Below are 1,878 nucleotides of genomic sequence, written 5' to 3'. Positions count from 1 at the left end.
CTCACCACATGCCCATGGAAAGCGAGTGATTTCCCGGACCGCCTTTTTCTATCCAAGGCAACGGAAACATGAGAAAGTCTCGAAACTGAGTCTTCTAGAATAGGGAGCTTTAATGGAATAAGTAAAGAACTTGCCTAAAAATGATTTCTATTTTTATATCTGATTTTTTCACCACCATATATAACAAAATCTATTCTTTAAATAAGTGGTGGAGGAGGCGGTCTTTATCATCGAAAAACTGTTTCATCACGCTATAGTGGTCCGTTTTTTCTAATGGCACTTCCTCCATCCTCTGTTCATTTAGCTGTATGATTTTAGCTTCTCTATAAGCCATTAACAATGGAGAATGAGTGGAGATGACGAATTGCGATCCTTCTTCAACTAACTCATGAATCCTTGCAAGCATAGACAATTGCCTAAGAGGTTAAAGTGCTGCTTCAGGCTCATCAAGAATGTACAATCCATTGCCACGGAATCTTTCATTAAAAGCAGCAAAGAAAGATTCCCCATGCGATTGTTCATGCAGTGATTTCCCTCCAAATGAATCTACTATTCTAGCGCCTCCGAGCGGGTCTGAGTCTAATTCCTCAATGTTTGTGGCTACATTATAGAAGGTCTCCGCTCTAAAGAAGAAATGATCTTTCGGCTGATAGACTCCCCTCACAAGGCGCAAAAACTGATCTAAATTTGAATGTGAAAAATAACCGGAAAAATTGAAATTACTTGTTCCGCCCTCTGGATCGAACCCTAAACCAACAGCAATTGCCTCCAGCAGAGTTGATTTACCCATTCCATTTTCTCCAATGATGTAGGTGACATTGGGATGAAAGTCGAGCTCTTTAAAATATTTCAGTAATGGAAGATTGAACGGGAAACGATCAAAATCACTTATCTCCTCTGAGAGGAGGTACATTTGTTTTAAGTATTGATTCCGTGTGGTCAGCTTCATTCGTCAACTCCCTTTCTACGAATGCTTGTGTTTTCTGCGATAAAGTAAGCGCCTGCTGCCGCTATGAATGAAGGCAGCATAGAAAACACACCTATATCGGATGCGATCGTTTGGGGAGCGGATTGGAAATTTGGAGTATAAGCAAGAGTATGGATGAATCCGACCAACCATTCTGCTATGAACCACAGAATTATGAAACTAAGTATGAACACTAAGAATTTTTTCATATAACCACCCCTCCCCTCGTTACGATTACTCCTTTAAAATCGTTTCATTTACTTTTGAACGAAGGTTAGAAACTATTAATACTTTTGTAAGATTTCCTTAAGTGATCTGTAAGTCCTCTTGGGTACACTTAAGACAAATCGAAAGGAGATGAGCAAAGATATGAAAAAATGGATGTTGATTTTAGGTATGGTGTCCGTATTTACGTTGGCTGCCTGCGGATCAGGTAATGGAGACGAAGACCAAATGGAAGATGAGCAGCAGGAAGAGATGGATAGCGAAGTAGAGATGAACGGAGACTCTGGAGAGATGAGTGACGAAAACTCTGAAATGGAAGAAGACATGAACGATTCTGAATCAGATATGGAAAACGGAGACGATATGAATGGAGACAGTAGTGACATGGAGAACAGCGATGACATGAGCGGCAACAGCAATGACATGAGCGGCAACAGCAATGATATGGAAAATGACTCTATGGACGAACAGTAAAGGCTTCCGTTCCCTTTTCATGTTCATGCTATGATATTAAAAAGCGAACATAAGGGGGATTGGACATGGATCAGAGATCTGTTTTGATAGCTGATGATGAACCTTCCATCGTTGATGTATGCAAACGATATTTAGAAAGAGAGGGATTTGATATTTTCACAGCGGCCGATGGCCAGGAAGCGCTTGATGTATGGAGAAAACATCACCCCGAC

Annotated in this window: 3 protein-coding genes and 1 pseudogene; 2 read left to right on the top strand and 2 right to left on the bottom strand. The window is 40.7% G+C overall.

Annotated elements, in window-relative coordinates; all coding sequences use genetic code 11:
• Window positions 1-190: 190 nt before the first annotated feature.
• Window positions 191-949, bottom strand: a pseudogene (locus LD39_RS20050) (AAA family ATPase).
• The gene (locus LD39_RS20045; RefSeq protein WP_035552688.1) at window positions 946-1,176 is read right to left on the bottom strand and encodes a hypothetical protein; all 231 of its coding nucleotides are present in this window, start codon (window positions 1,174-1,176) and stop codon (window positions 946-948) included. The pseudogene LD39_RS20050 and the gene LD39_RS20045 overlap by 4 nt, the downstream one beginning before the upstream one ends.
• A 160-nt stretch (window positions 1,177-1,336) precedes the next feature.
• Here LD39_RS20045 and LD39_RS20040 point away from each other — a divergent pair, with 160 nt between their 5' ends.
• Window positions 1,337-1,666 carry a hypothetical protein gene (locus tag LD39_RS20040; RefSeq protein ID WP_035552685.1) on the top strand — a complete coding sequence of 110 codons (330 nt, stop codon included), beginning with the start codon at window positions 1,337-1,339 and terminating at the stop codon, window positions 1,664-1,666.
• A gap of 65 nt (window positions 1,667-1,731) precedes the next feature.
• Window positions 1,732-1,878 (top strand): response regulator (locus LD39_RS22345; RefSeq protein WP_156112698.1); only part of this gene is annotated, 147 nt, incomplete at its 3' end.

Source organism: Halobacillus sp. BBL2006 (assembly GCF_000786645.1).
Taxonomy (GTDB): domain Bacteria; phylum Bacillota; class Bacilli; order Bacillales; family Halobacillaceae; genus Halobacillus.
The sequence above is the reverse complement of the archived record's forward strand: the minus strand, read 5'-3'. Positions and strand labels throughout refer to the sequence as shown.

Excerpts from the sequence above, each read along its gene's own strand:
- LD39_RS20040 (WP_035552685.1), top strand. The coding sequence starts at position 1,337 with ATGAAAAAATGGATGTTGATTTTAGGTATGGTGTCCGTATTTACGTTG.
- LD39_RS20045 (WP_035552688.1), bottom strand. The coding sequence starts at position 1,176 with ATGAAAAAATTCTTAGTGTTCATACTTAGTTTCATAATTCTGTGGTTC.